Annotated in this window: 5 protein-coding genes; 4 read left to right on the plus strand and 1 reads right to left on the minus strand. The window is 70.1% G+C overall.

From position 1 onward, the window contains the following. Positions 1–84: 84 nt before the first annotated feature. The 3 genes from ACFUEL_RS34950 to ACFUEL_RS34960 all read left to right on the plus strand — a co-directional run bounded on the left by ACFUEL_RS34950 (position 85) and on the right by ACFUEL_RS34960 (position 1,480). On the plus strand, positions 85–477 hold the full coding sequence (locus tag ACFUEL_RS34950; protein ID WP_380241484.1) for a BlaI/MecI/CopY family transcriptional regulator: 393 nt from the start codon (positions 85–87) through the stop codon (positions 475–477). 11 nt (positions 478–488) lie between these two features. Beyond that, the gene (locus ACFUEL_RS34955; protein WP_380241476.1) at positions 489–1,016 is read left to right on the plus strand and encodes an amino-acid N-acetyltransferase; all 528 of its coding nucleotides are present in this window, start codon (positions 489–491) and stop codon (positions 1,014–1,016) included. A gap of 104 nt (positions 1,017–1,120) precedes the next feature. Next, on the plus strand, positions 1,121–1,480 hold the full coding sequence (locus tag ACFUEL_RS34960; protein WP_380241478.1) for an Lsr2 family protein: 360 nt from the start codon (positions 1,121–1,123) through the stop codon (positions 1,478–1,480). Positions 1,481–1,535: 55 nt separating this feature from the next. Here ACFUEL_RS34960 and ACFUEL_RS34965 read toward each other — a convergent pair whose 3' ends face one another. After that, the gene (locus ACFUEL_RS34965; protein WP_380241480.1) at positions 1,536–1,967 is read right to left on the minus strand and encodes a hypothetical protein; all 432 of its coding nucleotides are present in this window, start codon (positions 1,965–1,967) and stop codon (positions 1,536–1,538) included. Positions 1,968–2,433: 466 nt separating this feature from the next. Between ACFUEL_RS34965 and ACFUEL_RS34970 the strand changes: the two genes are divergently transcribed. Beyond that, positions 2,434–4,953 (plus strand): ATP-dependent Clp protease ATP-binding subunit, encoded by a 2,520-nt coding sequence (locus tag ACFUEL_RS34970; RefSeq protein WP_380241482.1) that lies wholly within the window; start codon positions 2,434–2,436, stop codon positions 4,951–4,953. Positions 4,954–4,997 lie beyond the last annotated feature (44 nt).

Consider the following 4,997-nt stretch of genomic DNA (forward strand, 5'->3'; position numbering starts at 1 on the left):
GTTCCCCCCTCTCCGGGGAACGGCGCGCCGCCCGTTTGCCGTTTGCCGCCATTTGTCCGCATCGGTCCTATCCTTGGCGGCACTATGGTGCGGCAACTCGGAGAACTTGAGAACGACATCATGACCCGGGTGTGGCAGTGGAACCGCCCCGTCACCGTCCGGGAGGTTCTGCAGGATCTGCGGTCGGAACGCGAAATCGCGTACACCACCGTGATGACGGTGCTGGACAAGCTCTATCGAAAGGGCTGGGTGCGCCGGGAGCGCGCCGGGCGCGCATACCGATATGAGCCGGTCTCCTCGCGGGAGGCGTACACCGCCGCACTGATGAACGACGCCTGGGCGACGAGCGACAATCCGGCCGCCGCCCTGGTGCACTTCTTCGGGATGATGTCGCCGGAACAGCGCGAGTGGCTGCGCGACGCGCTGCGGGTGGCGGGCGCCGACGCCGAGGAGACCTCCCCGCCCGCAGCACGATAACGTTCCCCGGCATGGAGGTCACCATCCGCCGTGCGCGGACCACCGACGTGCGCGCCGTCCGCCGGCTCATCGACACGTACTCCCGCGACGGCATTCTGCTCGACAAGCCGACCGTCACACTGTTCGAATCCGTCCAGGAGTTCTGGGTCGCCGAACGCGACCAGGACGGCCGGGTGGTGGCCTGCGGCGCGCTCCACGTGATGTGGGAGGACCTCGCCGAGGTGCGCACCCTCGCGGTGGATCCGGTCTGCAAGGGGCTCGGTATCGGGCACCAGCTGCTCGACAAGCTGCTGGAGACCGCGCGCTGGCTCGGCGTCCGTCGGATTTTCTGCCTGACGTTCGAGGTTCCGTTCTTCTCGAAACACGGCTTCGTCGAGATCGGCGAAAACGACGATCGTACGGCAGACCCGGCGGTCGTGGCCACGGAAGTCTATGAAGAACTCCTGCGCTCGTACGACGAAGGCGTCGCCGAGTTCCTCGACCTGGAGCGGGTGAAGCCGAACACACTGGGCAACTCGCGGATGCTGCTGCACCTGTGAGTCATGCCCGGGGGCACGACCTGCCACACAGGGGTTTGTGTTTTCCGGTGAAAGGCGCTTTCCTTTCTCTAGGCAATGGATCGTTATCGCGGAAAGGGAAGCCCGTGGCACAGAGGGTTCAGGTCATTCTGGAAGACGATCTCGACGGCGGATCCGCGGACGAGACGGTGACGTTCGCCCTGGACGGCGTGGCCTACGAGATCGACCTGAAGAGCGACAACGCGGAGAAGCTCCGCGGCCTGCTCGCCCCGTACGTCGAGAAGGGCCGCAAGCAGAGCGGCCGGCTGACCGCCCCCCGCCGCGGCGGCAGCGGCGGCCGGAGCGCCGGGCGGGCCGCCTCGGCCGGTCAGGCCGACACCGCCAAGATCCGCACCTGGGCGAAGGAGAACGGCCACCCGGTCAACGACCGCGGCCGCGTCCCGAGCAACGTGCGCGAGGCGTACGAGCGGGCCCACGCCTCCTGAGGCCGGGTCCGCACCTCCGGGGGCCGGGCCCGCGCCCCCCGGGGCCGGACGGCCCTCAGCGGGCGGGCGGCAGGCCCAGCCGCTCCCGCGCGCAGGCGTCCGCCAGGGCGTCCAGCAGGCAGAGCAGGTCGGGCGAGCGCAGGTCCAGGGCGGGGCGTCCGGCCCCGGTCCGCAGCCAGTGCGCGGCCCGCGGTCCGGGCACCCGGGGGTCTCCCGGGTACGCCGCGCGGGCCTCGATGGGCAGCCGCAGCTCCGGACCCCAGCCGAGCCACCGGAGCAGTTCGGGCACCGGCTCGGCGGCCCCGGGGGCGAGCAGGAAGACGGCCAGGCCGGCCTGGCGCAGCACCGGCCCGGCGCCGCGTCCGAGCCGCTCCAGGCGGCCCAGGGCGGCCCGTCCGGGCGCCAGCGGCACGGCCACCCGGTCCGAGCCGCGCCAGGGCGCGGCCGCGGGCGGTGCGCCCGGGGAGGTCGGCAGCGAACGGGTCACGACCTGTGCAACGCTGGAGGGGCCGGGCGGTCACGCGGCCGCCACCGGTACGGCGGTACGCCGCCCGCGGCCGACCTGATGGTCCGTCACTCGCGGAACCGGGTCGGCGGACTTCTCGCCAGGCGAACACGCACCCCGCGGAAACCGCGCGAAACCCGCCGGATTACCGGGTATGAATGCTGGTGGACGGGGTCGCACGAGCCCGGACGCAGCACGTCGCGGGGCCGGCGAGCCGGTTCCACCGAACCGTGTTCGCCGTTGGCGTAGCGGGATCCGGTGCATCGGGCCCGCCGCTGGGAACACCGTCTCCCAGCATCAGGTTGGGAAAGGTGTCGGCTGGTCGCGCAGCATGTTGCTCCCGCTCCGCGGGAGTTCCGTAGCCGCGCTGCTGAGCGGGACTAGCATGCGGAAGGACAGGGCGGGGACGGCCCCCGAACTGACCGACCGCTCTGAGGAGCGATTAACGATGTTCGAGAGGTTCACCGACCGCGCGCGGCGGGTTGTCGTCCTGGCACAGGAAGAAGCCCGGATGCTCAACCACAACTACATCGGCACCGAGCACATCCTCCTGGGCCTGATCCACGAGGGCGAGGGTGTCGCCGCAAAGGCGCTGGAGAGCCTCGGCATCTCGCTCGAGGCGGTCCGCCAGCAGGTCGAGGAGATCATCGGCCAGGGCCAGCAGGCCCCGTCCGGCCACATCCCCTTCACCCCCCGGGCGAAGAAGGTCCTGGAGCTGTCGCTCCGCGAGGCCCTCCAGCTCGGCCACAACTACATCGGCACCGAGCACATCCTGCTCGGCCTGATCCGCGAGGGCGAGGGCGTCGCCGCCCAGGTCCTGGTGAAGCTCGGCGCCGACCTCAACCGGGTGCGCCAGCAGGTCATCCAGCTGCTGTCCGGCTACCAGCCCGGCGGCGGCAAGGAGTCCGCCACGGCCGGCGGCCCGGCCGAGGGCACCCCCTCCACCTCCCTGGTCCTCGACCAGTTCGGCCGCAACCTGACGCAGGCCGCCCGCGAGGCCAAGCTCGACCCGGTGATCGGGCGCGAGAAGGAGATCGAGCGGGTCATGCAGGTGCTGTCCCGCCGCACCAAGAACAACCCGGTGCTGATCGGCGAGCCCGGCGTCGGCAAGACCGCCGTCGTCGAGGGCCTGGCCCAGGCGATCGTCAAGGGCGAGGTCCCGGAGACGCTGAAGGACAAGCAGCTCTACACGCTGGACCTCGGCGCCCTGGTGGCCGGCTCGCGCTACCGCGGTGACTTCGAGGAGCGCCTGAAGAAGGTGCTCAAGGAGATCCGCACCCGCGGCGACATCATCCTGTTCATCGACGAGCTGCACACCCTGGTCGGCGCGGGCGCCGCCGAGGGCGCGATCGACGCCGCCTCCATCCTGAAGCCGATGCTGGCCCGCGGTGAGCTGCAGACCATCGGCGCCACCACGCTGGACGAGTACCGCAAGCACCTGGAGAAGGACGCCGCGCTGGAGCGCCGCTTCCAGCCGATCCAGGTCGCCGAGCCCTCGCTCCCGCACACCATCGAGATCCTCAAGGGCCTGCGCGACCGGTACGAGGCGCACCACCGGGTCTCGATCACCGACGCCGCCCTGGTCGCCGCCGCCACCCTGGCCGACCGGTACATCTCGGACCGCTTCCTGCCGGACAAGGCGATCGACCTGATCGACGAGGCCGGCTCCCGGATGCGCATCCGCCGGATGACCGCGCCGCCGGACCTGCGCGAGTTCGACGAGAAGATCGCCGAGGTGCGCCGGGAGAAGGAGTCCGCGATCGACGCGCAGGACTTCGAGAAGGCCGCGTCGCTGCGCGACAACGAGAAGCAGCTGCTCCAGGCGAAGGCCAAGCGGGAGAAGGAGTGGAAGGCCGGCGACATGGACGTCGTGGCCGAGGTGGACGAGGAGCTCATCGCCGAGGTCCTGGCCACCGCCACCGGCATCCCGGTCTTCAAGCTGACCGAGGAGGAGTCCTCGCGCCTGCTGCGCATGGAGGACGAGCTGCACAAGCGGGTCATCGGCCAGGAGGACGCCATCAAGGCGCTCTCCCAGGCGATCCGCCGCACCCGGGCGGGCCTCAAGGACCCGAAGCGCCCCGGCGGCTCGTTCATCTTCGCCGGCCCGTCCGGCGTCGGTAAGACCGAGCTGTCCAAGACCCTGGCGGAGTTCCTGTTCGGGGACGAGGACGCGCTGATCGCGCTCGACATGTCCGAGTTCTCGGAGAAGCACACCGTCTCCCGGCTGTTCGGCTCCCCGCCCGGGTACGTGGGCTACGAGGAGGGCGGCCAGCTCACCGAGAAGGTGCGCCGCAAGCCGTTCTCCGTGGTCCTCTTCGACGAGGTCGAGAAGGCCCACCCGGACATCTTCAACTCGCTGCTGCAGATCCTGGAGGACGGTCGCCTGACCGACTCCCAGGGCCGGGTCGTGGACTTCAAGAACACGGTCATCATCATGACCACCAACCTCGGCACCCGGGACATCTCCAAGGGCTTCAACCTGGGCTTCGCGGCCACGGGTGACGTCCAGACCGGCTACGAGCGGATGAAGGCGAAGGTCGGCGAGGAGCTCAAGCAGCACTTCCGCCCCGAGTTCCTCAACCGCGTCGACGACATCGTGGTCTTCCACCAGCTGTCCGAGGCGAACATCATCGAGATCGTCGACCTGATGATCGCCAAGGTGGACCAGCGGATGAAGGACCGGGACATGGGCATCGAGCTCAGCCCGGAGGCCAAGAGCCTGCTGGCCAAGCGCGGCTACGACCCGATCCTGGGCGCGCGTCCGCTGCGCCGCACGATCCAGCGGGAGATCGAGGACCACCTGTCCGAGAAGATCCTGTTCGGCGAGCTGCGCTCGGGCCACATCGTGGTCGTCGGCGTGGAGGGCGAGGGCAAGGAAGCCAAGTTCACCTTCCGCGGCGAGGAGAAGTCCCCGGTGGCGGACACTCCGGCGGCGGTCTCGGCGGCCGGCCCGGATCTGACCAAGTAATAGCACCGCAAAGCGTTTCGCAAGCCGCCGCCCCCGACCCGGAC

Source organism: Kitasatospora sp. NPDC057198 (assembly GCF_042670125.1).
In the GTDB taxonomy this organism is placed as follows: domain Bacteria; phylum Actinomycetota; class Actinomycetes; order Streptomycetales; family Streptomycetaceae; genus Kitasatospora.

Bases quoted from the DNA above. Each gene is read 5' to 3' on its own strand.
- ACFUEL_RS34950 (WP_380241484.1), top strand. From the start codon at position 85: ATGGTGCGGCAACTCGGAGAACTTGAGAACGACATCATGACCCGGGTG.
- ACFUEL_RS34970 (WP_380241482.1), top strand. From the start codon at position 2,434: ATGTTCGAGAGGTTCACCGACCGCGCGCGGCGGGTTGTCGTCCTGGCA.
- ACFUEL_RS34955 (WP_380241476.1), top strand. From the start codon at position 489: ATGGAGGTCACCATCCGCCGTGCGCGGACCACCGACGTGCGCGCCGTC.